This is a genomic window from Crossiella sp. SN42 (genome assembly GCF_023897065.1).
Taxonomy (GTDB): domain Bacteria; phylum Actinomycetota; class Actinomycetes; order Mycobacteriales; family Pseudonocardiaceae; genus Crossiella.
In genome coordinates this window covers 44,146-67,806 of sequence record NZ_JAMHIV010000041.1, presented here as the reverse complement: position 1 = coordinate 67,806, position 23,661 = coordinate 44,146, and the positions used below count along the sequence as shown (strand labels likewise).

Below are 23,661 nucleotides of genomic sequence, written 5' to 3'. Positions count from 1 at the left end.
CGTACCATGACAGGCATGGAAGAGAGCGCCACCACCGAGTCCGGGCTGCCACCGGCACCGGGGGCCGAGCAGCATCCCTCGCTCGCCCTGGTCAACAGCGTCATCGCGCTACCGGGCGGACACTACGTCGACCAGCTCGGCACGCCCGCCGGGGCCGACCAGTGGCTGACCCAGCAGGGCCTCACCCCGGTTGACGCGGGCATGCTCGACATGTGCGCCGCGCAGCTGCGCTCCCTCCGCGAGCAGGTCCGGGCACTTTTCGCCTCCCGGGTCGCGGGGCTGCCCGCCCTGCCGGCCGCCGTCACCGCGATCAACGACGCCCTGACCCGCGTTCCCACCGCCCCGCTGCTGGCCTGGGACGACAAGAGCGGCCCCTACCGCGCCATGCCCCACCCCACCTCGGAGCTCGTCGACCACGCGTTGGCGGCCCTCGCCGCCGACGCCGCCGATCTCCTCACCGGCCCCGAAGCCGAGCGCCTCACCGCCTGCGCCTCCACCCCCTGCAACCGCTACCTGCTCCGCCACGGCCGCCGCCACTGGTGCTCCACCCGGTGCGGCGACCGCGCCCGCGCCGCCCGCGCCTACGCCCGCCGCACCGGACGCACCTGACGCGAACCACATCCCGGAAAGGAACAGATCCACGGACCGCCATTAGGACCGAACCAATTCACAAAATCCACCGAACAAGAGAAACGCCGCAAAGCGTTACACCACTCCCTGTTACTCAAGACACAGCCCCGAAGTTTGGAGCGCCCCCCGAGAAGTGGCTAGCGTACCGATCGCTCACCATCTCGAAGGGAATCCCCGTTGCGGCGAACCATGCCGCCGATGTTTCGCGCGCTCGCGAACCACAACTATCGGCTTTGGGCCGGTGCCGACCTCATCTCGGTGACCGGATCGTGGATGCAGGTCCTGGCCCTCAACTGGGTCGTACTGGCCAGAACCGGCTCCCCCGCCGCGGTCGGCCTCTCCGTCATGGTCAGCACCCTGCCCGCGCTGGTGCTCTCCCCGTACGCGGGCGCGCTGGCCGACCGCTTCGACCCCCGGCGCATCATCCTCGCGGGCCAGACCGCGCACGCCGTCCTGGCGCTGGCGCTGGCCTTCCTGGTCTGGACCGCCGCGCCGCTGGGCACGCTCTACGCGCTGACCGCGCTCTCCGGCCTGGTCACCGTCTTCGAGTCCCCCGCGCTCGGCCGCTTCGGCGCGCAGGTGGTGCCGCCCAAGGACCTCGGCAACGCGCTGGCCCTCGGCTCGGTGCTCAACTCCACCGGCCGCGTGCTGGGCATGAGCGGCGCGGGCATCCTGGCCGTCACCATCGGTGAACCCGCCCTGTTCCTGATCAACGCGGCCAGCTTCCTCGCCGTCATCATCGCCATCCGCGCCGTCCGCCCCGCCGAACTGCACCCGCTGGCGGTCAGCCCGCCGGAACGCGCGGGCGTCCGAGCCGGACTCCGGCACGTCCGCCGCGACCACCGGCTGCTCACCCTGTTCGCCCTCGGCTTCCTGCTCTCCGGTCTCGGCCGCAACTACCAGGTCACCATGGCCGCGATGAGCGAAGGCCCGCTCGGCGCGGGCGCGGCGGGCTACGGCGTGCTGTCCGCGGTGTTCGCCGTCGGCACCGTGATCGGTGGCCTGATCGCCGCCCGCATCACCGAGCTGACCCTGCCCGTGCTGCTCGGCGCGGCCGCGGTCACCAGCGCGTTGCAGGCGGTCAGCGGCTTCATGCCAGGGCTGATCGGATTCGCCGCGGTGATCCTGCCCATCGCCGCGGGCGCGGTGCTGATCGACACCGTGCTGGGCACCAGGGTGCAACTGGACACCGCCGAGGACCTGCGCGGCCGGGTGCTCGCGGTGCAGGGTGCGGTCGCCGCGGCCGCGGGCGCCACCGGCGCGCCGCTGCTGGGCTGGCTGTGCGAGCACCTCGCCCCTGGCCGGGCGCTGCTGCTGGCGGGGCTGGTCACCCTGCTCGGCACCGCGCTGGCCGCGGTGCGCCTGCGAAGGGCCCTGATCGGGCGGACATACCTGGTCAACCCCGGGGAACCACTACCTGGTGACCCAACGGCGGTATCGGAACACGGTCATCTACTCGGTGGACGTGTCGCTGTTCCAGGACTCCGACGGCGACGGCATCGGCGACCTGGCCGGGCTGGGCAGCCGGCTCGACTACCTGTCCCGGCTCGGGGTGAGCACCATCTGGCTCAACCCGATCTACCCCTCGCCGCGCCAGGACGGGGGTTACGACGTCACCGGCTACTACGACGTCGATCCCCGGTTGGGTAGCCTCGGCGACTTCGCCGAACTGCTGGACCAGGCCGACGAGCTGGGCATGCGGATCATCCTGGACCTGGTGGTGGCCCGGGGACGAGCCGGTGGACCGCTGGAGCGGCGGTGTGTTCCCCGGCGTCGAGCACGAGACCTGGACCTTCAGCGAGCAGGCCGGACTCTGGTGCCGGCACCGCTTCTAGCGCCTGGGCGTGGCCGGCTTCCGCATCGACGGGGCGCCGTTCCTGCTGGAGCGCCGGTCGGGCAACGGCGCCGGCGGCCACTACGACTACCAGTTCCTGTGCGAGCTGCGGGAGGGCGAGCGTCCGCCGCCCAACCTGGCCGCGGACGGCGACTACGACCAGGACGTGGACCTGAACTCCTTGTCGCTCAACGGTTACGGATACCGCTGGCTGCGACTCCCGGCCTGACCAGCCAGGCCGCGGCGTCCGGGGGCAGCGCATGTCCGGGTCCTTGATCAGGGCGTGCGCCACGTCGATGCGGAACCCGTCCACGCCGCGGTCCAGCCAGAACCGGAGGATGTCGAGGTACTCGGCGCGGACTTCCGGGTTGTCCCAGTTGAGGTCGGGTTGTTCCGGGGCGAAGAGGTGGAGGTATCACTCGTTCCGGCCCATCCTGGTCCAGGCCGGGCCGCCGAAGACGCTGCGCCAGTCGTTCGGCGGACCGCCGTCGCGGCCCGGCCGGAAGTGGTACCGCCTTGGCGCACTATTGGGCGGGTTGTTCCACCATGCCGACCCGGATCGCGATTCGTCCCCAGTTCCCGCTGGTGTAGGGCCACAGGCGGTCCGCCTCCCTGATGAGCCGGTGGCGGTCCCGCTCGTCGAGGTCTGGCACGTCGACCTTGGCCACCACTTCCACGCTGTACTCGCCGTTGAGACTGCTGGCGATCTGCGACTCGACCCGCACCTCGACCTTGCCGGGCTTGAGCTCCAGGCGTCCGGCCGCCTCCGCGATGGCGTGCCACAGGCAGGCGGCCAGGGCCTCGGCGTGCAGTTGTTCGGGCGCGGCCCGGCCCTCGTCGGTGGCGGTGGCCGAGCCGCGGCGTAACGGGGTGGGTTCGATGGTCTCCATGTGCTGGCTGTGCCCCGGATGCTGCCTGCGGAAACGGGGGGTTTCACATCGCGGTGCGGGGTTACTCCGATTGCAGTCGCTGGAAGGAGCGCGGAGGATGAGACCCGTTGTGGAGCACGCTGACCAGCGGTCCACTGGAGAGCTGGTCAAGAGCTTGACGGAGCAGGTCAGCACGCTTGTCCGGGAAGAGATGGCGCTGGCCAGGGCCGAGCTGCAGGAGAAGGGCAAGAAGGCCGGGGTCGGCGCGGGGCTGGCCGGCGCGGCCGGTTTGCTGGCCTTGTACGGACTTGCGGCGGTGATCGCGGGGCTGGTGCTGTTGCTGGCCACGGTGCTGGTGCCGTGGGCGTCCGCACTGGTGGTCGGGGCGGGGATCCTGGTGATCGCCGGGATTCTGGCGCTGGCCGGGCGCGCGCAGCTCAAGCGGGCCGTGCCGCCGATCCCGGAACAGGCACGGGCCAACGTGCGCAAGGACATGGAGCTGATCCAGGAAGGGACCCTGCGATGAGCGGCACCGACCAGGTTGAAGAGTTGCAGCACCAGGTCGAGCACACCCGGGCGCAGCTCGGGCAGACCGTGGACGAGCTGAACCGGCGGGCCGAGGAGAAGATGCACAAGGCCGCCGAGCTCGTCCCGTTCGCCCTCGGCGGCCTCGCGGTGATCGTGGTGTTGTTGCTGCTGCGGAAGATCCGGCGCTAGCCGGGCGCGGGCGCCGCCTCAGGTGTGCTGCGGCGCCAGGCGATCACCAACAGTGCCACCAGACCGAACAGCGGCAGGGTGCTGATCGACCAGCTCAGCGCCATCGGCGGGCCGGGTTGCTCCAGCACGGGCAGGGTCAGCTGCCCGGTGCCGGAGCCCTCGGCGCCGTTGACGGTGAACTTGAACGTCCAGTCGCCCTCGCTGGGCAGGCTCTGCACGTCCAGTCCCCACACCTCCCGCTTGCGCGGGTGCCGCACCAGCGGCCGGGGACGTTCCCGGCTCACGCCTGGACCCATGATGCTCAGCGTGCCGGTGCGGCCCTGGATGCCGCCTTCGGGGATGAAGCTGAAGTCCAGTGACTGCAAGGCTTTCACCGGCCAGGTGCTGAACCCGACGGTCAGCTTGTACGGCCCGGCCTGGACCGTCTCGGCGTGCACCACGTTCACCGGCTCGTAGGCCAGTGCCGGTGCGGCCGAGCCGACCAGCAGTCCGATCGCGCCCAGCAGCGCGGCCAGTGTCCTGCGCATCCCGTTCACCCTTCCCGCACCGGGGCGAGCTGCCGCAGCATCCCGCCGAACCGCACACCCAGGAATCCCGCGAGCACGCCGAGCACCAGGCTGGCGATCGCGGTACTGACCAACACTTCCGCAGCCGGCAGCGCGAGCCCGCGCAGCAGCGAGGCCTGCACCGGCGCGAGACCGCCGACCAGCAGCCCGGCCACTCCCCCGGCCAGCGCGCCCACCCTGGTCAGCCGAGCCCCGCCCCGCCGTGCCGCGGCCAGCCACAACTCCAGGCCGCCGCCGACCAGCAGCAGGCAGAGCGGCCACAGCGAGGGCATGCCCGGCACCTCGCTGACGAAGTCGCGCACCGGCAGGCCGATCGCGTCCGCATACGTCCTGGCCGCCCACGGCGAGAACCACCAGAACACCGCCTGCAACGCCGCCAGCACCGCGGCCACGCCGATCGCGCCACCTGGCCGGTCCAGCACCCTCGCGCCGATGATCACCACCAGCACGCACAGGAACGCGGTGCCCGCGGCGATCGGGTTGACCGGGGCGGCGGGCAACTCGCCGAGGCCGATGGTGATCACCGTGCTGAAGGCGAGCAGCACGGCGAGGCCGACCAGGGTGCCGATCGCGCCCCAGCGGTAGGACCGGGCGACCGCGAAGACCATCACCGCGCCGATCATGGTGATGGAGATGGACAGCAGCAGGCCGATGTGCGGTGGCGAGGCGATCACCGCGTCGAAGCCGTACAGCGAGTGCCACCACTGGTCCCACAGGCCGTACAGCAGGAACGAGGCCGCGCCCAGCCCGCAGACCAGGTAGCCCACCGGGGCGGCGAAGGTGCGGCCGAACACGCCCACCGCGCGGCCGCCGACCAGCGGGTCCACCGGCCGGCCGCCGCGCTGGGCCGCGGTGGTCAGCAGCACCACGACCAGGCTGGCGATACCGGCGATCGCGCTGCCGGAGTACAGGAACAGGTGCGGCAGGGTGAAGAAGGTGTCCGGGCCGACATCGCTGTGCCACTGGATGTCCCAGGTCAGCCCGGTCAGCGACAGCAGGCTGCCGCCGAGCACAAAACCGGCCGCTACCAACCCTTTCGGCGCGGTGGTCTCCATTGGCGTCCCTTTCACTTGACCAGCAAGGGAAAAACAACCCGGTCGACGCCGGAAGCGCCGTGCAGCACCACGGTCAGCTGCCAGGGACCGGACATGTGGAACAGGAACCCGTGCACCCGGAACCGGCCGGGCGCCTCGGCCTGCGCGCCTACTGGGGCGAGCGCGTGGCCCATCTGCGGCATCACCGGTTCCAGGCTGACCCGGTCCACCGCGGCGGGTTTGCCCTCGCGGTCGGTGACGGCCAGGGTGACGGTGTTGTCGCCGGGTTTCGGGTCGGCGATGGACAGCGCGACGGTGTGCTTGGGCGTGCTCTGCTGGGCGGTGGTGGCCCCGGCTTCGGCGCGTGGCCAGAACACGAACAGCGCTCCGGCGAGCAGTAGAAGTCCCGCCGTGGCAAGGAGAACCGCCTTCTTCACCGGGCTGCCTCCGGCACCGTGATCTCGGCCGCGACCGTGCGCACCGCGTAGCCGCGTTCGGCCTGGGCCCACACCAGGTAGCGGCCGGGCAGCGGGAAGGTGTAGGTGAACGGCACGTCCGGGCCGTAGGCGGCCACGCTCTCATCCGGCTTGCCCGGCTGCCCGGGAGTGGGCGGGATCATCGAGTGCACGTGCGCCCACACCGGGGCGTCCGCGACCTCTCCGCGCACCGGCCCGATGACGATGAGGTGGCCCAGCATGCCCAGCCAGGGCTGGAGATCCGCGGCGCCGAAGCGGGCGGTGAGCGTGCTCGGCGTGCCCGCCGGTTCGATCCGGCGGTGCAGCTCGACCGGTTCCAGCTGGGCGGTGCTGGGCGCGATCTCGTTGAGGCGCACCGAGGTCCGGGCCAGCTGACGGCCGCCGCCGCGCCGGGCGAGCTCGGCGGCCACGGCGTAGCGGCCGGTCTCCGGGGCGATCAGCCGGGCGCGGTAGTCGCCGGGGCCGACCCGGATCGGGTGCAGGTGCCACAGGCGGCCCGAGGGCGAGACCACCGCGAGGTGCACCAAGGCGTTGTCGTGCACCAGCAGGTCGTCGACGGGCTGGCCGGTGGCGCTGTCGGCCAGGGCGAGCCGCAGGTCCTCGCCGACCTGGTCGGCGAGCAGGGTGACCGGTGGCCGGGCCGGGTCGACGGCGGGTCGCTGGGTGCGGGCGTAGGGGTCGGCGACGCTGTCGTAGGTCGGGTCCCACACCGAGCCGGGCGCGGGCGGCAGCGGCACGGTGGCCGACAGCAGCGCCGCGGTGACCGCCACCGCGAGCGCGGCGACCAGGCCCGCGGCCGGGGCCAGCGCGATCAGGGCGTGGCCGCGCAGGGCGAGGAACAGGGCCGCCAGCAACAGGATCCCGGCGGCGACGAACCCGCCGTAGACGGTGTTCTCCGCCGGTGACTTGACCTTCGCGGGCACCACGAACGGGATGGTGGCGGTGCGGCTGCCGTCCTCGACCGCGAGCTCCCACGGCCCGGCGCGGTCCACGCTCAGGGTGGCGCGGTGGAAACCCGGGACAGCGCCCAGGCGGACGCGGGTGGCGCTGTGCTGCACGCCCGAGCTGGACAGCCGCAGCGCGAGCTCGCCGGGCGGGCTGCCGGCGTGCGTGACCACGTCGACGTGCACCGGTCCCGGCACCGGTTCGACCGCGCGGATCACCACGGTCAGCTCGCGCTCGCCGAGGGTCTGCGCGACCTGGATGTCCGCGCCGCGGTCCGCGCCGTCGGCGTGCGCGGCACCGGCGCCGAGCAGCAGCCCGAGCGCGCAGAGCAGGGTGACCAGCGCGCCGCGCCGCCGGTTCGCGGAGATGTCCATCGCCGCTGGAGGTTAGGGTCGGCCGGGGGTCGGGGGCGTCACGACGGCGGGTGATCCGGCCTCCCCCGCACGGGGGACTCGGTGCCGGGGGATGGTGCCGGATCATCTCAGGGTCCGCTGCGGTGGCCCAGGGGAAGGAGCGGTGCGATGCGCTTGACCACCGACGAGCCGAGCCGGTCGCTGTCCCGGCAGTCGGTGCTGGTCGCGGCGGTGGCCCTGCTGACCGACTCGATGCTGTTCCTGCTCACCGGCTGCGCCACCACCTGGGACACCTGGGCGGTGCTGGGCGCGATCATCCTGGCCGACGCGGGCCTGGCCGGTCCGGCCCGGAAATCCGGGATCATGGCCGCCGTGCACGGAATCGTGCACATGACCGCGGCGATGCTGCCGGTGCACGGCAACGACGCGGGCCTGATGATCGCCGGATATCGGGCCGGGGCCTGGCTTTCCGGCTGGCACGCGTGGACCGCACTCGGCGTGCTGGTGATCAGCAGGATGGCCGTCCAGCTGATGCGCCGCCCCGAGGTCTGGCACCTGTGGCCGGTGGCGGTGCTCTCCGGCGCGGTGCTGCCCTGGCTGGTCGGCCGCTACACCACCGCCCGCCGCGCCCACCTGGCCGAGCTGGAGCAGCGCGCCGAACGGGAACGCCGCGACGCCGAGGAGGCCATGGCGCAGGCGATCGCCAAGGAGCGCAGCGCCATCGCCAGGGACCTGCACGACGTGATCGCCCACCACGTCAGCGCGATCAACCTGCACGCCGGCGCCGCCCGCCTGAACCTGGCCCCCGGCGCCGAGGCCGTGGCCAGCTCCCTGAGCGCGGTGGAAACCGCCAGCCAGTCCGCCATGATCGACCTGCGCCACCTGCTGGACCTGCTGCACGGCGACAACCTGGACGGCGCCCGCCAACCAGGCCTGGACAACCTGGACGAGCTCTTCGACGGCGTACGCGCGGCAGGCATCCCGGCCCGGCTGCGCACCAGCGGCGAACCCCGCGCGCTACCGGACTCCCTGGGCATCACCCTGTACCGGATCATCCAGGAGATGCTCACCAACGCGTTGCGGCACGGCGATTCCCGGGGCATCGACGTGGCACTGGAGTTCCGCGAAGGCGAGCTGGAACTGACCACCCGGAACACGGTGGCGGCCAAGGCAACCCGCGACCCGGAGCCCAGCGGCAGACGCGGCCTGGCCGGAATCCGCAGCAGGGCAGGCATGTTCGACGGAGTCACCACCTACGGCGTCACCGAGGACGGCCGAACCTGGCAAACGTCGGTGACTTTTCCGTTGGAGCCACTGGAGGTCCGGGCGTGACGGTGCGGGTACTGCTGGCCGACGACCACGCGATGCTGCGATCCGGCCTGCGGGCACTGTTGACCACACAACCGGACCTGGAATGCGTCGGCGAGGCAGCCGACGGCCGCGCGGCCGTGGCCGAGGTGGCCCGGTTGCGCCCGGACGTGGCGATGCTGGACATCCGGATGCCGAAGGTGGACGGCCTGAGCGCCACCGAGGCGATCCTGGCCGCGCCGGACAACCGGACCAAGGTCGTGGTGCTGACGACCTACGACAACGACGAGTACGTGTACCGGGCACTGCGCGCCGGAGCGAGCGGGTTCCTGTTAAAGAGCCTGCCGCCGGAGGAGCTGCTGACCGCGATCCGGGTGGCGGCGCGCGGGGACGCGTTGATCGACCCGTCGGTGACGCAGCGGTTGATCTCCCGGTTCGCGGGAAGCATCGCGCCGCCCGCGTCGGCACCCGGGTTGGACTCGTTGACGGCTCGGGAGCGAGAGGTGTTGCTGTTGGTGGCCCGGGCACACAGCAACGCGGAGATCGCGGCGGCATTGCACGTGGGGGATGAGACGGTGAAGACGCATGTGTCGCGGATATTGGCGAAGCTGGGATTGCGGGATCGGGTGCACGCGGTGGTGTACGCGCATTTGAACGGATTGGTGTAGCCGGGCCGGGGTGAAAACCCACAAAGAGGGCCTCTCGTCTTCTCCGTACGGCCTGGAGACTGCTAACCGCATCCCGCCGAGCAGACGCTCACAGCAACCGCCGCCGAACCCTCGCAACGTGACGGCGGCTGCTCGGCGGGATGTGGTTCGCTGTCGGAAGGCCGTGCGGAGAAGACGAGAGGACCGCGAGCACGCTGGAACCGGCCCCGGCAGCCTGCTCAGCCCCGCAACCTGCTCAACCGGCTTTTGACTTGTCAAACCCCTCCGGGGGTCTGCCCGTCCGGCGAGGACACTTCTTTTGATCTTCGGGGTTTCAGGCGAAGATCAAAGTCAGAGACGCAGGCAGGTCTTGAAAAGCCAGCCCGTCGCTGGTTCCTTGTCGCGAGCCCCGGCCGCTTGTTCGCGGGCTTCGCCCTGGGTCGCTAACCCTTCCCCGTCCAGTCCAGGCACACGCCCACCGCGTCGTCGTCCAGGTACTGGTCCTGACAAAAGGCGCGCAGGTCGTGCAACAACGCCCGGATCGCCTCGCCGGGGGGCAGGCTGGCGGTGGCGCGGAGCATGCGTTCCAAATTGTCGGAGTAGCGGCGGCCTTCGTAGACGGACTCGAAGATGCCGTCGCTGAGCAGGAACAGGCGGTCGCCGGGGAGGACGTTGAACTCCTGTTCGACGTAGACGGTGCTGTCGAACATGCCCAGCGGGAGTTGAGGCTCCAGGTGCACGGGTTCGACCTCGCCATCGCGGAGGCGCCAGATCCTCGGGGAGCCCGCGTCGATGGCGGTGACCCGGCCGTCGGCGATGTCCAGGCGGAGCAGCAGGGTGGAGACGTGCTGGCGGCCGCCGTACTGGGACCAGATGGCCTGGTCGGCCAGGGCCGCCTGGTCGGGGAGGCTGACGCCCGCTCTCCTGGCGTTGCGCAGGGCGTTGATGGCCAGGCTGGTCAGCAGGGCGGCGTCTACGCTTTCGCCCATGCCGTTGGTGACGGCGATGGTCAGGGCGTCGGCGTCGGCGGTCCAGTCGAAGTTGTCGCCGCGGACGGCGTAGGCCGGTTCGAGCTGGCCTGCCAGGCTGAACTCCTCGCGGTCCAGGCCCCGGCCGGGCAGGAGCTGCCACTGGATCTCGGCGGCCAGGGTCAGGCGTTCGGCCCGGCGGGCCAGGCGGAAGCGGTCGGTGGCGGCCTCGGCTACCTGGAAGGCCTGGGTCGCGGCGTGCGCCAGGTCGATGAGCTCCTCGGCGGTGTTGTCATCGGACGGGTCGGGGAAGGTGACCCGCAGCACGCCGAAGCGGTCGCCACGCACCGTCATCGGCAGGTACCACGCCTCCTCGGCGCCCTCGGTGCGGCGCACCGGCTCCTGGCCGCCAAAAGCCAGGCCGGCCGGGGTGCCCGCGATGGCCATCGGGCCCGGATTCTCCGCGCGCAGCGGCTGCAGGGCGAGCATCCGGTAGTCGGCGAGGAACACCTCAGTGCTACTGGCCCCATACTCAGTGTGGAGAATGTCGGCCAGGACATCACCCAGATCGTGCGCCGGGGCGCAGAGCATGGCACGCTCAGCAAAGGCGAGACGGTTGGTTCGCATGTCACGACACCTGCCTGAGTGGAGTACTGCCCTGGTTCGGAACCACAGTCACCGTCCGGCCGAGCTTGCGGCCGCGGTGGAGGCTGCGGCGGAAACACTGGTCATCGTGTGGGGGCGCGCCGCGGAGAGCGTCCACCCGAAGGTATCGGCCTCGCAGCTGGGCGCGCTGGTCGTCGTCGAACGGCACCAGTCGATCACGCTGGGCAAGCTGGCCGAGGAGCTCGGTGCGATCCCGTCCTCGGCGAGCCGGTTGTGCGACCGGCTGCAGGCCGCGGGACTGCTGGCGCGGCGATCGAACCTGGCGGACCGGCGAGAGGTGTCGCTGGAACTCACCAAGGACGGTTCCCGGCTGCTGGCGCAGCTGCGGGGCGCGCGGCAGGCCGAGCTGGGACGAGTGCTGGGGGCCATGAGCCCGGCTGAACAGACCGCGCTGCTGAGCGGGCTCGCCAGCTTCCACGCGGCATCCGGCGGGCTGGAAGCTCAGCAGGAGGACACGGCCTAGCAGCCATCGCATTCCCACCCTCCGCGAGCCAACCCAGCCAGGTCTTTGCCATGAGGCAAGGATTCTAACCTTAAGCATTTGTCATATCGCAAGCACCTCCCCGGCGTGCCGGGCAGTATCGCTGAGCAGCGCCAACGCGGCCGCCGAGGCGGACCCGGGCTCGGCGTGGAAGAGCACCAGCCGCTGACCGTCGGTATCCGGCAGGGTCAGCAACTCGTCGGCCAGGATGAGTGAGCCGGCCTGGGGATGCCGGTACTCCCTGGTGTGGCTGGCGCAGCCGCGCACCGGGTGGCCGGACCACAGCTCGGCGAACTCGGGGCTGCACCGGGTCAGCTCCTCGATCAGCCTGGCCAGTCCTGGGTCGCCGCGGTCCCGCCCGGCGATCTGCCGTAGGTCGGCCACGGTGTCCCTGGCCTTGTCCGCCCAGTCGCCGAACAGCTCGCGCACGCGCGGGTCCAGGAAGAACAGCCTGGCCCAGTTGGGGCGGGTGGCCGGGTCCCCGGGGGCGTGGAAGTCCAGGTGGGCGGCCAGCAGGGTGTGCGCCAGCGGGTTCCAGGCGAGCACGTGGGTGTGCCTGCCCAGGACCAGCGCGGGCAGGTTGACCGTGCTTACCAGGCTGCGCAGGTGGGGCTGGAGGTGTTCCGGGCCGTGCCTACGGCCGGCCTTGGGCCTGGGACGGGCCAGGGTGTGCAGGTGGGCGCGTTCGTCGGCGTCCAGGCGCAGCGCGGCGGCCAGCGCGTCCAGCACCGACTCGGAGGCGTTGTGGTTCAGGCCCTGTTCCAGGCGGGTGTAGTAGCCGACGCTCACCCCGGCCAGCTGGGCCAGCTCCTCGCGGCGCAGCCCCGGCACGCGGCGCCGGTCACCGTAGTCGGTGAGCCCGGCGGCGGCCGGCGTCAGCCGCGCCCGGCGCGACCGCAGGAACTCGCCCAGCACCGTGTCCATGCCTTCAGCATCCTGCACCTGACAGGGACAGGCACGCCCACCCGGCGGCGGCCACGATCGAGGGCGTGTTGTTCGGCGAGTTGGCGCTGGAGGTCTGGTGAAGGTGTTGGTGGTGGGGGCGTCCGGAACCATCGGGACGGCCGTGACGCGGGCGTTGCGGGCGCGGGGGCATGCGGTGCTGGGGGCTTCTCGGTTGAGTGAACCTGTGGTGGATCTGACACGGGCGGAGTCGGTGGTGGCGTTGCTCGATGGAGTGGCGGAGCTGGACGCGGTGGTGTGTTGCGCGGCCAGCGGCGGGCTGACTTTGGTGCACGAAGGGGACGAGGCGGAGTTCACCACGGGGCTGGCGGGGAAACTGCTCGGGCAGGTGCGGTTGCTGCGCGCCGCGATTCCCCGGTTGCGGGACGGCGGGTCGGTCACGTTGACCGGCGGCACGTTCACCGAACCGTTGCCTGGGGCCAGTTTTGGCGCGTTGATCAACGCGGGGCTGGCCGGGTTCGTGGCGGCGGCCGCGGCGGAGCTGCCGCGTGGGTTGCGGGTGAACCTGGTCGCGCCGGGGTGGGTCCGGGAGACGCTGGGGGTGCCGGATCGGGGGGTGCCTGCCGCCGAGGTGGCTGACTGTTATGTCCGGGCGATCGAGGACACGTCGCTCAACGGGCGCGCATTAGTTGTCGCTCAGCAAACATTGGGGTTACGGTGAGCGGGTGATTCCAGCTACGCACGAACCCGGCGAGCCGCAGGACAGCCAGCAGATGCTGCGGCTGTCCTCGCGCACCACGGGCGATGCGGTGGTGCTCACCGCGGTGGGCGAAGTCGACCTGCTGACTGTGGACAGTCTTCGCGCCGCGCTGGACGAACAACTAGCCACCGCACCGAAGCTGCTGGTCCTCGACCTTAGCGGAGTGTCCTTCCTCGCCTCGTGCGGACTCGCCGCGCTGGTGGAGTTCGAGCGCGCCGCCACGGCCAACTCGGTCAAGCTACGTCTGGTGTCCACCGCCCGCTCGGTCACCCGGCCGCTGGCCGCGACCGGCCTGCTCCGCACCTTCGAGCTGTTCGACGACGTGCGGGCCGCGTTGCACTGACCCGCACTCAGCGCCTGCTGCGGCCGATCCGGGCCGCCCAGGCCTCATCGAGGTACCCCGCGCCGGTGGGCGCGCCGGTGATGCGGTGGTTCAGGTACAGCGTGTTCGGCAACTGGACCAGCGGAATCCACCTGGTCCAGGCCGGATCCGCGGGCGTGGGCGCGCCGCTGACCAGCGCCAGGTCGGGTTGCTCCGAACCGATGCGGGCGGGCAGGCCGATGCGGGTGCAGGCGGCGAGCACCTCGGCGGCGGTCGCGACCGCCTCCACTCCCCCGCCGCCCTGGATCACCAGGTCCTGACCGAGCGGCTCGGTCTCGGCGACGAGCTGGCGGGCCTCGTCCAGCACGGTCAGCGGCAGCCGCGGACTGGGTCCCGCGGCCAGGATGGTGCCGCCGCCCTCGGGCACCGGTGGGTCGGCGGGCTGGGCCAGTCCGGCGAACCCCTCGCGGGCAATGGCCTTGCGGTCCAGGGCCAAGGCCAGCGCGCGGCGGCGGCGCGGGTTGTCCAGCGCGCCGCCGGGCACCGGGTCCAGTGCGGCGACGGCGTTGCCGTGACCGAAGTAGACCCGGCCGCCGGTGCTGTGGCCGAGCCGGAGCACGGCGGTGGGGCTGTCCAGGTAGCTGCCCTCGATCGAGGCGTCCAGCAGGCCGTTGACCAGCGCCGGACCGCTGGCGAAGGTGAACCGGACGGCGCCGGCCAGCGCGCGGGCCGCCGGGTTCCAGTAGTCCTCGAAGCGGGTCAGCAGGATGTGCGAGCCGGGCGCCCACTCGGCGAGCCGGAACGGTCCACTGCAACCATCCGAAGTGGACGGTGCTCCGGCGGCGAGGTACTCGCGGCTGGCCACCGTGCCCGCGCGCCCGGCCAGGGTGCGGCTCAGCAGCGGGTCGGGGACGCGCAGCCGGAGGGTGACCTCCAGCGGGCCGGTCTCGGTGATGCTCTCCACCTTGTCGAAGCCGCGGGACAGCCTGCCGCCGGATCCCCGGTCGGCTGAACGGCGCAGGCTGGCCACCGCGTCCGCGGCGGTCAGCGTAGTGCCGTCGTGCAGCCGGACGCCGGGGCGCAGCCGGTAGACATGGGTCAGCGGTTCCGGGTTGCCGATCTCGGCGGCGAGGGCGGCCAGCGGCTCGCACAGGTTCGCGGTGACGGTGTCCTCGGGCGCCTCGCCGCCCTGCGGCCAGTCCAGCGACCGCGGCTCACGCGGCACGGCCCAGGTGAACCCGGCGATCTCGGCCGCCGCGGCCGGGGTTTCCGCGCTGTGGCGCAGCTGCACCAGTCCGGGCTCGGCCGCCCCGCACCCGGCCAGCAGCGCGCCTGCGAGCAGGAGCGCGGTGGCCGGGCGGCGGGTCATGGTGCCGATGCTGGCAAAACCGCGGCCCGCGCGGCAAGGTTTGGCGCGGTGGTCTTTGGGACCGGGTCCTTAGGCCCCAAAGGACCCACCGTCCACACTGGATCAGCCGACGGCGGTGACCGGGGTCTGCTCGCGGACCCGGCGGGCGGGCACCACCAGCGGGGTGCCGGTCTCCGGGCACGGGATGACCCGGCAGGCCAGGCCGAAGACCTCCCGCACCAGCTCGGCGGTGACGATCTCCCTGGGGTCGCCCTGGGCCACGATCCGGCCGCCGCGCATGGCGATCAGGTGGGTGGCGTAACGGCAGGCGTGGTTGAGGTCGTGCAGCACCGCGACCAGGGTGTGTCCGCGGTCCTCGTGCAGGTCCGCGCACAGGTCCAGCACCTCGACCTGGTGCGCGATGTCCAGGAACGTGGTGGGCTCGTCCAGCAGCAGGATCGGCGTCTGCTGGGCCAGCACCATGGCCAGCCAGACCCGTTGCCGCTGCCCGCCGGAGAGCTCGTCCACGAACCGCTCGGCCAGCTCGTCCACCCCGGTCAGCCGCAGCGCCTCGGACACCGCGAGCTCGTCCTCCGGCGACCACTGGCGCAGCAGCCGCTGGTGCGGGTAGCGGCCGCGGGCGACCAGGTCGGCCACGGTGATCCCGTTGGGCGCGATGGAGGTCTGCGGCAGCAGGCCGAGCCGCCGCGCCACCTCCTTGGCCGGGTAGGAGGAGATCGCGGCGCCGTCGAGCAGCACGGATCCGGCCTTGGGCTTGAGGATCCGGGACAGCGCCTTGAGCAAGGTGGACTTGCCGCAGGCGTTGGGGCCGACGATCACGGTGAAGGACCCGTCCGGGATGCGCACGCCGAGTCCCTCGGCCACGATCCGGGCCTCGTAGGCCAGGGTGAGGTCCTCGGCGTGCAGCCGGGGTTCGGTGCGTTCCACAGCCATGGTCCGATCTACCTTCCTCGCCATTCGGTGGCCAGCAGCCAGGCGAGGTAGACCCCGCCGACCGCCGCCGTCATGACCCCGACCGGCACCGCCACCGGGGAGAAGAACCGTTGCGCCGCGAAGTCGCTGAGGGAGACCACGAACGCGCCCATCAGCGCGGTCGGCAGCAACACCGCGGAGGCGGCCTTGGTGAGCCGCCGGGTCAGCTGCGGCGCCATCAGCGCCACGAACCCGATCGGCCCGGCCGAGGCGACCGCGACCCCGGCCAGCGCGACGCTGGTGATCATGAGGATGGCCCGGCTGCGCTGCACCGGCACGCCCAGCGCGCTGGCCGCCTCGTCGCCCATCTCCAGCAGGGAAAGCCTGCGGCCGTAGGCGAAGGCGATCGGCAGCAGCAGGGCCAGCGCGACGGTCACCGGCAGCACGTGCTCCCAGCCCCGGGAGTTGAGGCTGCCGGTGAGCCAGGCCTGCGCGGCGGTGGCGTCGCGCAGGCTGGCGCGGCTGATCAGGTAGGAGTTGACCGCGATCAGGACGGCGTTGACCCCGACGCCGACCAGCACCAGCCGGGAGCCGTGCACGCCATTGGTGAAGGCCAGCAGGTACATGGCCAGCGCGGTGAGCACCCCGCCCGCGATCGCGCCGAAGGCCAGCTGCGCCGCGCTCGCCCCGGCCAGCACCATCAGGATGCCGCCGGTGGCCGCGCCCGTGGTGAAGCCGATGAAGTCGGGGCTGCCCAAGGGGTTGCGGGCCAGGTTCTGCATGATCGCGCCGCTGACCGCGAGCGCCGCGCCGACCAGCAGGCCGGTCAGCCAGCGCGGCAGCCGGAACTCGGTGATCACGTACTGCGCGGCCCGGCCGCCCTCCCCGGCGAGCGCGGAGAGCACCTGGCTGACGGTCAGCTCGTACTCGCCGATGGTCAGCGTGAGCACGCCGATCACCAGGATGGCCAGCACCAGGCCGAGGGTGGCCGCGGTGCTGCGCGCGTGTAGCCGGAGTGAGACGGAGCCGCCGCGGCTGCGCAGCACCCGGCGCGGGCGGGGGCGGGTGGCCAGCTGGGTCATGCCGCCACCAGCTTCCGGCGCCGCACCAGCAGGATGAACACGGGCGCGCCGAGGAAGGCGGTGACCACGCCGACCTCCAGCTCGCTCGGCGCGAGCAGCACCCGGCCGAGGATGTCGGCGGAGAGCAGCAGCACGGGCGCGAGGATGGTGGAGTAGGGCAGCAGCCAGCGTTGGTCGGGTCCGGTGAACCCGCGCACCATGTGCGGCACGGCCAGCCCGACGAACCCGATCGGCCCGGCGGCCGCGGTGGCCGCCCCGCACAGCAGGGTCACCGCGATGGCGCCGAAGAACCGGGTTCGCCCGATGTTGGCCCCCAGCGCCCGCCCCGCCTCCTCGCCCAGCGCGACCGCGTTCAGCGCGCGGGAGAGCAGCAGCGCGAGCACGATCCCGACCAGCAGGAACGGGGCCAGCTCATAGACGGTCTCCATCTTGCGCCCGGCGAGCGCGCCCACCACCCAGTAGCGGAACTGGTCAAAAGTCTTGCTGTCCAACAGGATCAGCGTGGAGATGAACGCGCTGAGCACCGCGCTGATGGCCACCCCGGAGAGCACCAGCCGCTCCGGCGTCGCCGCCCGCCGCCCCGCCGACCCGAGCAGGAACAGCAGCACCGAGGCCACCGCCGCACCAACGAAGGCGAACCAGACATACCCGGAGGCACTGCCCACCCCGAACCAGCCGATCCCGATCACCACGGCGGCCGAGGCCCCGAGGTTGATGCCCAGCAGGCCGGGGTCGGCGAGCGGGTTGCGGGTCAGCGCCTGCATGAGCGCGCCGGCCAGCCCCAGGGCGGCGCCGACACCGAGGCCGATCAGGGTGCGCGGGATGCGCAGGTCGTGGATGACCAGGGACTCGGTGGAGCCGTCCCGGGTCCAGAGCGCCTGCCAGACCTCGGGCAGCGGAATGCTCCTGGCGCCGACGGCGATGCTGAGCAGGCACACCAGCACCAGCAAGCCCACAGCCACGACCAGCCCCGCACTGCGGGTGACCCGACCAGCCGAGACCACCGCTTGCCCCCTCCGTCGTCCGCGCTCCTCAACTAAGGCGAGGCTAACTATAGGAAGCTGGGGGCTCAACAACGGGGGTGAGCGGTTGCGGTCGGGTGTCGATCAGGACACACGGAGTGACCGGGGATCGCGGCACGGAGCGGGGTGACAACCCACGAAGCGGGGCTCTCGTCTTCTCCGTACGGCCTGGAGACTGCTGACCGCATCCCGCCGAGCAGACGCTCACAGCAACCACCGCCGAAGCCTCGCAACGTGACGGCGGCTGGTCGGCTTTTTCAGGCGAAGATCAAAGTCAAGAGCGTCCTCGCCGGACGGGCAGAGATCAAAGCATGGGGGGGAAAGTCAAAGTCAAAGGCCAAGACGCAGGCAGGTCTTGAGGTTCCCCATGCCCGTCAACCCTCCGAAATCAAACCACATCCCAGCCCACGGCCGCCCTCGCGTTGCGTGGCCTTGGCGGCGGTTGCTGTGAACGTCCGTGGGCTGGGATGTGGTTCGTTTTCTCCAGGTTGACGGGCATGGGGAACCTCAAGACTTCGGACAAGTTTTGAGAAGCCAGCCCGTCGCTGGTCCTTGGTCGCGAACCCGGCGCCCTGGGTCGGGCTTCGCCCGGGGGGATTCCGTGCCCCGGGCGAAGCCTCGTCTGGGTCAGGCCTTGGTCAGCCTGGCTGCCACCTCACGCTTGTCAATCTTGCCGACGGCGGTTCGCGGCAGGTCCTCGACCAGTTCCAGCAGGTCAGGCAGCTTGTACTGGGCCAGGCCGCGTGCGGTGAGGAAGGCCTTCAGGTCACGCAGGGCTGGGGCTTCGCCTTCGGGGACGATGACGGCGCAGACTCGTTCGCCGAGCATGTCGTCCGGGACCGGGATGACCGCTACCTGGCGGATGTTGGCGTGGGCCAGCAGGTGTTCTTCCAGCTCCTCGGCTGAGACGTTCTCGCCGCCGCGGTTGATGACCTCCTTGACCCGGCCGGTGACGATCAGGTGGCCGGTGGGGAGCTGGCGGACCAGGTCACCGCTGCGGTAGTAGCCGTCCGGGGTGATGGCGGTCTCGTTGTGCTTGGCCGCGCGGTAGTAGCCGCGGATGGTGTACGGGCCCCGGACCAGGAGCTCGCCGGTCTCGCCGGGGGTGACGTCGTTGCCGTTGGGGTCGACGACGCGGAGCTCGTCGTCGGCGCACAGCGGGCGGCCCTGGGTGGTGCTGATCAGGTCTTCGCTGTCGTCGGCGCGGGTGTAGTTGAGCAGGCCCTCGGCCATGCCGAAGACCTGTTGCAGGGCGCAGTTCAGCTGGCCGGGAAGTTCCCTGGCGGGTTCGGGGGCAAGCTTCGCGCCGCCTACCTGGAGCAGGCGGAGGCTGGACAGGTCGCCGTCCTCCCATTCCGTGGCCTGGCCCCACAGCATGGCCAGCGGCGGCACCAGCGCGGTGACCGTGGCGCCGGACCGCTCGATCAGCGGGAAGGCGTTGTCGGGGCTGGGATCGGAGAGGAAGACCGCGGTGCCGCCGACGCCCAGGATGCCGAGCACGCCGGGGCAGGCCAGCGGGAAGTTGTGCGCCACCGGGAGGGCGACCAGGTAGACGTCGTCCTGGGTGAGCTGGCAGACCTCGGCGCTGGCGCGGGCGTTGTAGGCGTAGTCGTTGTGCGTCCTGGGGATCAGCTTGGGCAGGCCGGTGGTGCCGCCGGAGACCAGCAGCACGGCCACGTCGGCGGGGTTGACCGCGGGCAGGTCAGCCGGTTCCGCGTCCACTGTGGACAGTGCGGTGCCGATGTCGCCGGGGTCGCCGAGGACCAGGACGTGCTTGACCGACGGGACCCTGGCGACCACCTCGCGGGCCAGGCCGCGGTAGTCGAAGCCGCCGAAGGTCTCGGGGATGACGTAGGCGACCGCTTCGGAGAGCTCGGCCAGGTGGCCGATCTCGTGCGAGCGGTGCGCGGGCAGGGTCAGGGCCGGGACCGCGCCGAGGCGGAGCAGGGCGAAGAGCAGCACGACGAACTCGGCGACGTTGGGCAGCTGGACGACCACCCGATCGCCTTGCCGCACACCGATCTCACGCAGGCCCGCGGCCATCCGGTCGGCGGCGGCGTCGAGCTGGGCGTAGCTGATCCGCCGTTCGCCGTCGACCAGGGCGGTCCGGTCGGCGTAGCGGGCGCTCCAGTCGCGGAGCAGCTCACCGAGCGGGACGTCCTGCCAGTAGCCCGCTTCGCGGTAGCGCTGGGCGTACTCGGCAGGCCACGGCACAAATCCGTCCAATGTGGACTGACTCTCGATCATCTTGTCCTCATTCGCCTGCGGTGCGGGACAGTTCGGCCTCGACCTCATCGGCCGACATCTCCTGCACGGCCAGGTAGATCTCGGCCACCTGCGCCAGCCTGCCGGGGGTGCTCTCCCGCTCGGCCAGCTGGGCGGCCATGGTACCCACCGACAGCGTGGCGAACAGCAGCTTCACCGAGACGTCCGTGGTGTCCAGTGCCTCGCGCAGCCTGCTGACGATCGTGGTGGCCAGCACCGAGTCGCCGCCGCGCTGGAAGAAGTCGTCATCGAGGCCGAACTCCGCGCCGCCGAGCACCTCGTGCCAGACGCCCGCGATCACCTTCTCCAGCGCGGTGCGCGGCGGCACGAACGGCCTGCCGGTGTCCTCCTCGGCCCACAGCTTCTGCACCGCGCGCCGGTCGATCTTGCCGTTGGCGGTCAGCGGCAGCTCCGCCAGCACCAGCACCCGCTCGGGCACCATGTGCGGCGGCAGCGACTCCCTGACCCGCTCGCGCAGCTCCTCGCCGGTGACCCCACTGGCGGCGACCGCGGCGACCAGGGCGGCGCCTGGCGCGCGGGTCACCCCGGCGATGGCCCGGCCGACCCCGTCCAGCGCGCCCAGCGCGGACTCGACCTCGCCCAGCTCGATCCGGAAACCGCGCAGCTTCACCTGGTGGTCGCGGCGGCCGAGGAACTCCAGGGTGCCGTCCGGCCAGTAGCGGCCCAGGTCCCCGGTCCGGTACCAGTTCTGTCCATTGTGGACAACGAACCGGTCGGCGGTGCGCTCCGGGTCGCCGCGGTAGCCCAGTGCCACGCCGTCGCCGCCGATCCACAGCTCACCGGCCACCCAGTCCGGGCAGTCCCGGCCGCGCGCGTCCACCACCCGGCAGCGCACGTTGGCCAGCGGAGTGCCGTAGGGCACCGAGATCCAGTGGCCGGGCACCTCGCCGGTGACCTCACACACGGTGGAGTGGATGGCGGTCTCGGTGGTGCCGCCGAGGCCGACGAACCTGGCCGCCGGGGCCTGGGCGCGCAGGCGGCCGGGCAGGTCGACGGTGACCCAGTCGCCGCCGAGCAGCACCAGGCGCAGGCTCTCGCCCAGGTTTCCGGCGTTGAGCAGCATGTCCAGCAGCGGCGGCACGCAGTTGACGATGGTGACCCCGCGCTCGCGCACCAGGGTGGCCCAGTCCGCGGCCTCCCTGCGCTCGCTCTCGCCGACCAGCACGATCGCGCCGCCGACGGAGAGCGGGCCGAAGATGTCGAACACGGACAGGTCGAAGTCCAGCGCGGACACCCCGAGCGTGCGGTCCGCCGGGCCGATCTCGAAGCGCGCGTTGAGGTCGTCGATGGTGTTCATCGCGGCCCGGTGCGGCACCTCGACGCCCTTGGGCTCGCCGGTGGAGCCGGAGGTGAACAGCACGTAGGCGGGGACTTCCTCGTTGCCCAGCAACGGTTCCACCGGTTCCGCCCGCAGCGCCTCGGCCAGCCGGTCGGCATCGAGCACCAGCCGGACCCCGGCACGGGCGTGGATCCGCTCCCGCCGCGCGGCCGGCTGCTCCACGCTCACCGGCACGTAGGTCGCCCCCGCGGCGAGCACGCCCAGCACGGCCACGATCTGCTCCGGCCCCTTGGGCAGGGTGACCGCGACCGCCTCGCCCGGCTCGACGCCGCGGGTCAGCAGCGCCCCGGCCACCCGGCGGGCCTGCTCGGCCAGTTCGCGGTAGCTCAGCGAGCCGTCCGCGCCCCACAGCACCGCGGGCGCGTCCGGCGTCTTCTTGGCCTGGTTGAAGAATCCCTCGTGCAGCCGGCGGCCGGAGCGCGGCGCGGCGGTCTGGTTGGCGGCCTCCCGCACGGCCAGCTGGGACTCCGGCAGCAGCGCGGGCACCGGCTGGTTCCAGTCCGAGTCGGCCGAGCCCAGCCAGTGCACCAGCGTGCGGTAGGCCTCGAACATCGCGTCCATCAGCCCGGCGGGGAAGGCCGCGTCCCTGATGTCCCAGTTGACCAGCAGACCGCCGTTGACCTCGGTGACCTGCGCGTCCAGCAGCACCTGCGGGCCCTGCGAGATGATCCACACCGGCTCGCCGAAGCTGCTCTTGACCGCCTCGTCGAACAGCTCGCCCAGGTTGAGCGCGCTGGTGTAGACCACGGGGGCGAGCACCTGTTCGCCGTTGGCGCGGGAGAGGTCGCGCAGCACCTCGACGCCGGAGTAGTCGGCGTAGGCGGCGTCGGTGTGCATCCGGCCCTGCAGCCGCCGGGCGTCCTCCAGGAAGGAGCGCGGCTCGGACAGGTCCACGTCCAGCAGCACCGAGCCGGTGAAGTCGCCGACCAGCTTGGCCACGTCGGCGTGGGTGTTCTCCCGGTCGAACAGCGGCAGGTTGAGCAGGAACCGGGGCTGCCCGCTCCACGCGGCGAGCACCTCGGCGAACACCGTGGCCAGCGCCATCGCCGGGGTGATCCGGTGCTGGTGCGCGCGCTCGATCAGCCGCTGCTTGTCCGCAGGCGCCAGCCACAGGTGCTTGCGCACGGTGCGCAGCGCGTCGCCGCGGTCCTGCTCGGGCACCAGCGGCAGGTCGGGCGCGGCGGGCAGCTCGGGCAGGCGGCTCTGCCACCAGCTGCGGGCCTTCTCCCAGGCGTCCTGGCGCAGCGGCGCGCGCTCGGCCAGGTACTGCGGGTAGCTGTAGTCGATCGGCGCCAGCTCGGCGCCCTGGTAGAGCGCGGCGAGGTCGGCCAGCAGCACCCGGAAGCTGAGCGCGTCCGCGGCCACCATGTCCACGTCCACGTGCAGCCGGGTCCGCCCGCCGGGCAGCCGGGTGAGCTGGAGGGCGAAGACCTGCCCGCCCTCGATGTCCAGGATCTGGTGCGACCAGGCCTCGCGCAGCTCCGCCAGCCGCGCCTCGACCGCCGCGGCGTCGAGTTCCCGCAGGTCCTCGACGGTGAGCGAGTCGGCGCTGGGTTGGTCCTGGATGCGCTGGTGGCCGTCGTCGGTGAGCCGGGCGCGCAGCATGCCGTGCCGCTGGACCAGCGCGCGCACCGCCGGGATCAGCCGGTCCGGGTCCACGTCGCCGCCGTCGAACTCCACGTACAGGTGCGCGGCCACCGCGCCGAGGGCCTGCCCGTCGCCACGGCCCACCCAGTAGGCGTGCTGCATCAGCGCCAGCGGGAACGGCGCGGCGCTGTCGAACCGGGCCGCCGGGGCCGCGGGCGCGGCCGGAGCCGCCGCCGGGGCGAGGCGCTCGCTGAGCAGGTCGAACCACTCCCCCAGGCTCGGCCGCTCGGCCAGCTCGGCGAAGGTCACCTCGATGCCGCGCTTGCGCCACTGCCCGGCCAGCCGCATCAGCCGGATCGAGTCCAGCCCCAGCTCGATGAGGTTGTCCGCGTCCTGGAGCTCCTCCGGGGTGCGGTCCACCAGTTGTGCCACTTCGCGGCGCAGGTCATCGGCGGTCGGGCTGCTCGGCACGGGCTTGTACTCCCTTGTGATCCAGGCTGCATGGCACACTGGCCTCTTGCAAAAGGAAGGCTAACCTAAGCAAGGTTAGCCTCATAGACCCTGCTCCCCGCGCTCTCCGAGGAC

The 23,661-nt window shown here is 71.9% G+C and carries 23 protein-coding genes and 1 pseudogene; 10 read left to right on the top strand and 14 right to left on the bottom strand.

Going from position 1 to position 23,661, the window contains the following annotated elements:
• Positions 1 to 15: 15 nt before the first annotated feature.
• The 3 genes from M8C13_RS37645 to M8C13_RS37635 all read left to right on the top strand — a co-directional run bounded on the left by M8C13_RS37645 (position 16) and on the right by M8C13_RS37635 (position 2,740).
• Positions 16 to 609 carry an ABATE domain-containing protein gene (locus M8C13_RS37645; RefSeq protein WP_252485580.1) on the top strand — a complete coding sequence of 198 codons (594 nt, stop codon included), beginning with the start codon at positions 16 to 18 and terminating at the stop codon, positions 607 to 609.
• 210 nt (positions 610 to 819) lie between these two features.
• Positions 820 to 2,280 carry an MFS transporter gene (locus M8C13_RS37640; protein ID WP_256510366.1) on the top strand — a complete coding sequence of 487 codons (1,461 nt, stop codon included), beginning with the start codon at positions 820 to 822 and terminating at the stop codon, positions 2,278 to 2,280.
• On the top strand, positions 2,183 to 2,740 hold the full coding sequence (locus tag M8C13_RS37635) for an alpha-amylase family glycosyl hydrolase (protein WP_252485578.1): 558 nt from the start codon (positions 2,183 to 2,185) through the stop codon (positions 2,738 to 2,740). Before M8C13_RS37640 ends, M8C13_RS37635 begins: the two co-directional genes overlap by 98 nt.
• Here M8C13_RS37635 and M8C13_RS37630 read toward each other — a convergent pair.
• Positions 2,724 to 2,999: pseudogene (locus tag M8C13_RS37630) on the bottom strand (alpha-amylase family glycosyl hydrolase); the annotation flags it as partial. The gene M8C13_RS37635 and the pseudogene M8C13_RS37630 sit on opposite strands and share 17 nt — an antisense overlap.
• Positions 2,989 to 3,354 carry an OsmC family protein gene (locus M8C13_RS37625; protein ID WP_252485577.1) on the bottom strand — a complete coding sequence of 122 codons (366 nt, stop codon included), beginning with the start codon at positions 3,352 to 3,354 and terminating at the stop codon, positions 2,989 to 2,991. The gene M8C13_RS37625 and the pseudogene M8C13_RS37630, both read right to left, overlap by 11 nt.
• Positions 3,355 to 3,451: 97 nt before the next feature.
• On the opposite strand from M8C13_RS37625, the gene M8C13_RS37620 reads away from it, so the two are divergent.
• On the top strand, positions 3,452 to 3,859 hold the full coding sequence (locus tag M8C13_RS37620; RefSeq protein WP_252485576.1) for a phage holin family protein: 408 nt from the start codon (positions 3,452 to 3,454) through the stop codon (positions 3,857 to 3,859).
• Positions 3,856 to 4,050, top strand: a complete 195-nt coding sequence (locus M8C13_RS37615; RefSeq protein ID WP_252485575.1) for a DUF3618 domain-containing protein — start codon at positions 3,856 to 3,858, stop codon at positions 4,048 to 4,050. The genes M8C13_RS37620 and M8C13_RS37615 overlap by 4 nt, the downstream gene beginning before the upstream one ends.
• Here the strand turns inward: M8C13_RS37615 and M8C13_RS37610 are convergent.
• From M8C13_RS37610 to M8C13_RS37595, 4 genes are read right to left on the bottom strand one after another with little or no spacing between them, the layout of a single operon-like run.
• The gene (locus tag M8C13_RS37610; protein WP_252485574.1) at positions 4,047 to 4,577 is read right to left on the bottom strand and encodes a hypothetical protein; all 531 of its coding nucleotides are present in this window, start codon (positions 4,575 to 4,577) and stop codon (positions 4,047 to 4,049) included. The two genes, M8C13_RS37615 and M8C13_RS37610, sit on opposite strands and share 4 nt — an antisense overlap.
• A 5-nt stretch (positions 4,578 to 4,582) precedes the next feature.
• The gene (locus M8C13_RS37605; RefSeq protein WP_252485573.1) at positions 4,583 to 5,671 is read right to left on the bottom strand and encodes a hypothetical protein; all 1,089 of its coding nucleotides are present in this window, start codon (positions 5,669 to 5,671) and stop codon (positions 4,583 to 4,585) included.
• 11 nt (positions 5,672 to 5,682) lie between these two features.
• Complete coding sequence (locus M8C13_RS37600; RefSeq protein WP_252485572.1) at positions 5,683 to 6,087, bottom strand: FixH family protein; 405 nt, start codon at positions 6,085 to 6,087, stop codon at positions 5,683 to 5,685.
• Positions 6,084 to 7,445: a hypothetical protein gene (locus M8C13_RS37595; RefSeq protein WP_252485571.1), complete on the bottom strand. Its 1,362-nt coding sequence runs from the start codon at positions 7,443 to 7,445 to the stop codon at positions 6,084 to 6,086. Before M8C13_RS37595 ends, M8C13_RS37600 begins: the two co-directional genes overlap by 4 nt.
• Positions 7,446 to 7,592: 147 nt before the next feature.
• Between M8C13_RS37595 and M8C13_RS37590 the strand changes: the two genes are divergently transcribed.
• On the top strand, positions 7,593 to 8,756 hold the full coding sequence (locus M8C13_RS37590; protein WP_252485570.1) for a sensor histidine kinase: 1,164 nt from the start codon (positions 7,593 to 7,595) through the stop codon (positions 8,754 to 8,756).
• The gene (locus tag M8C13_RS37585; protein WP_283664448.1) at positions 8,753 to 9,400 is read left to right on the top strand and encodes a response regulator transcription factor; all 648 of its coding nucleotides are present in this window, start codon (positions 8,753 to 8,755) and stop codon (positions 9,398 to 9,400) included. Before M8C13_RS37590 ends, M8C13_RS37585 begins: the two co-directional genes overlap by 4 nt.
• A gap of 422 nt (positions 9,401 to 9,822) precedes the next feature.
• Here M8C13_RS37585 and M8C13_RS37580 read toward each other — a convergent pair whose 3' ends face one another.
• Positions 9,823 to 10,974, bottom strand: a complete 1,152-nt coding sequence (locus M8C13_RS37580; RefSeq protein ID WP_252485569.1) for a PP2C family protein-serine/threonine phosphatase — start codon at positions 10,972 to 10,974, stop codon at positions 9,823 to 9,825.
• Between the two features lie 106 nt (positions 10,975 to 11,080).
• On the opposite strand from M8C13_RS37580, the gene M8C13_RS37575 reads away from it, so the two are divergent.
• Positions 11,081 to 11,476, top strand: a complete 396-nt coding sequence (locus tag M8C13_RS37575; protein WP_252485568.1) for a MarR family transcriptional regulator — start codon at positions 11,081 to 11,083, stop codon at positions 11,474 to 11,476.
• A gap of 81 nt (positions 11,477 to 11,557) precedes the next feature.
• Here the strand turns inward: M8C13_RS37575 and M8C13_RS37570 are convergent, their stop codons facing one another.
• Positions 11,558 to 12,418, bottom strand: a complete 861-nt coding sequence (locus tag M8C13_RS37570; RefSeq protein WP_252485567.1) for a helix-turn-helix transcriptional regulator — start codon at positions 12,416 to 12,418, stop codon at positions 11,558 to 11,560.
• 97 nt (positions 12,419 to 12,515) lie between these two features.
• On the opposite strand from M8C13_RS37570, the gene M8C13_RS37565 reads away from it, so the two are divergent.
• Entirely contained in the window at positions 12,516 to 13,118 is a 603-nt protein-coding gene (locus M8C13_RS37565; protein ID WP_308202897.1) for an SDR family oxidoreductase, read from the top strand.
• A 4-nt stretch (positions 13,119 to 13,122) separates the two neighbouring features.
• Positions 13,123 to 13,500, top strand: coding sequence for an STAS domain-containing protein (locus tag M8C13_RS37560; RefSeq protein ID WP_252485566.1), 378 nt, complete (start codon positions 13,123 to 13,125; stop codon positions 13,498 to 13,500).
• A gap of 7 nt (positions 13,501 to 13,507) precedes the next feature.
• Here the strand turns inward: M8C13_RS37560 and M8C13_RS37555 are convergent, their stop codons facing one another.
• The 6 genes from M8C13_RS37555 to M8C13_RS37530 form a co-directional block, all read right to left on the bottom strand.
• Entirely contained in the window at positions 13,508 to 14,848 is a 1,341-nt protein-coding gene (locus tag M8C13_RS37555; protein WP_252485565.1) for an ABC transporter substrate-binding protein, read from the bottom strand.
• Between the two features lie 102 nt (positions 14,849 to 14,950).
• Entirely contained in the window at positions 14,951 to 15,781 is an 831-nt protein-coding gene (locus tag M8C13_RS37550; RefSeq protein WP_252485564.1) for an ABC transporter ATP-binding protein, read from the bottom strand.
• Between the two features lie 8 nt (positions 15,782 to 15,789).
• Complete coding sequence (locus M8C13_RS37545; RefSeq protein ID WP_252485563.1) at positions 15,790 to 16,842, bottom strand: iron chelate uptake ABC transporter family permease subunit; 1,053 nt, start codon at positions 16,840 to 16,842, stop codon at positions 15,790 to 15,792.
• A complete protein-coding gene (locus M8C13_RS37540) occupies positions 16,839 to 17,804 on the bottom strand; it encodes a FecCD family ABC transporter permease (protein WP_374213288.1) in 966 nt (321 codons plus the stop codon). The genes M8C13_RS37545 and M8C13_RS37540 overlap by 4 nt, the downstream gene beginning before the upstream one ends.
• A gap of 687 nt (positions 17,805 to 18,491) precedes the next feature.
• Entirely contained in the window at positions 18,492 to 20,111 is a 1,620-nt protein-coding gene (locus tag M8C13_RS37535; RefSeq protein ID WP_252485561.1) for a (2,3-dihydroxybenzoyl)adenylate synthase, read from the bottom strand.
• Between the two features lie 7 nt (positions 20,112 to 20,118).
• Positions 20,119 to 23,547: an amino acid adenylation domain-containing protein gene (locus M8C13_RS37530; RefSeq protein WP_252485560.1), complete on the bottom strand. Its 3,429-nt coding sequence runs from the start codon at positions 23,545 to 23,547 to the stop codon at positions 20,119 to 20,121.
• Positions 23,548 to 23,661 lie beyond the last annotated feature (114 nt).